Annotated in this window: 1 protein-coding gene; it reads right to left on the reverse strand. The window is 31.7% G+C overall.

All coding sequences use genetic code 11. The annotated features are described in order from the left end of the window. The coding region (locus MSI_RS13420; protein ID WP_039925120.1) for a zinc ribbon domain-containing protein at positions 1-883 on the reverse strand (883 nt) is incomplete at its 3' end. Between the last annotated feature and the right edge of the window lie 570 nt (positions 884-1,453).

Raw genomic sequence — 1,453 nt, forward strand, 5'->3', positions numbered from 1 at the left:
AATCTGGCTTTTTATAAATTATAAATGGGAATCTTTTTTTATTGATTTGTGATATTAATTGATTTGGAGAAAAATAAACTTCTAAAGAGAAAGATGTTGATTTTCTATTATCAGGCAAAGTAACAGATAAATCATTTATACATAAATCTTCATTTTTTATAGAATTTTTTATAAGTTCATCTTCAGATAATTTGTTTATAGTATTTTTTTCATTACCACAACATATACATTGTATTGTATCAGGACTATTTCTAGTATTACAAATATTACATATCCAAGGTTCTGTTACTTTAGGGAACTGATCCATTCCACAGTAAGGACAAGTTGCTGCAGAATTCTGAATTAATTTTTTACAATCAGGATTTATACATTCCTTACCTTTTAAAACTGCTCCGCACGCACAACAAACTTCAGCCTCTTTTAAATTCTGTGCACCACATTCAGGACAATCTATTAATTCTTCAACAGGTTTTCTTGATGCTGCTTCAACGACTTCCCACCACTTAGCATCATCATAATATCCTTCTTCTTTTTTTAAGAATTTCTGATAATACTCTTTTTCCAAATCACGATTAGGAAAACGTTTAGGTTTGCCTTCAATTTCATCCCAGTACCCCATATACATATCTACTGTACCTGGTGTTCTTACCTTTCTGTATCCTTGGTAAAGCTTGAAAATTATAGAATCATTTTTATCGGCACCTGGTTGTGTCGGTTGTAAAGAACTGTTGCCTCTTAAATATGAAATAGCTCTTTGCCACTCGTCGCTAGAACGTTGGAAATCCTGTTTCAAAAAATCAACAGGAACAAAATCTAAATGAATTTCACCGACTATTCGTCCAGCTGTGCTATCTATAGGATAATCTTTTATTACTTTTTTCAAATCATCTTCAAACTCAAAGAATGCTTGTTTTTCGGAAATACGGATAGCTCGTCCATTTCTAATTAAATCAATTCCATAATTAACATTATCATCAAAGCGTTGAATACCAACCCATCCCTTAACACGTTCTTCAACAGTTCTTATTTGATTTGAACCACAAGATGGACAAGTTGTTTCTCCATCCTCAATTATTGTTCTACAAGAACTACATCTACGTTTTGCTCCTAAAACTTTATCAATATCAAATCTTGCAGGTATTTGATTTCCTTTTCTTTCAACAAAACGGTTGCTACCCCAAACACAGTGTTCAAAAGGTTCTACAGGTTCTCCATCAATAAAAATGTTAATTTTTCTTTTTCATCTCTTAGAATAGTTGAATAACGTCGACCAATCTCTTCTCTAATTTTTGGAGAACCATAGGCTACTAATTTTTTATAAAACCATTATTTGCTTGTCCAACTGGCCACCAATTAGAAATCTCTATGATTGTTCCAGAAACAAAGTTAGTAGTTTTTTCTTTGCGGAGAGCTTCAAGTTTATAATTTTTAATTCATTAATTCTTAGAAGATC

Source organism: Treponema sp. JC4, from assembly GCF_000260795.1.
Classification (GTDB): domain Bacteria; phylum Spirochaetota; class Spirochaetia; order Treponematales; family Treponemataceae; genus Treponema_D.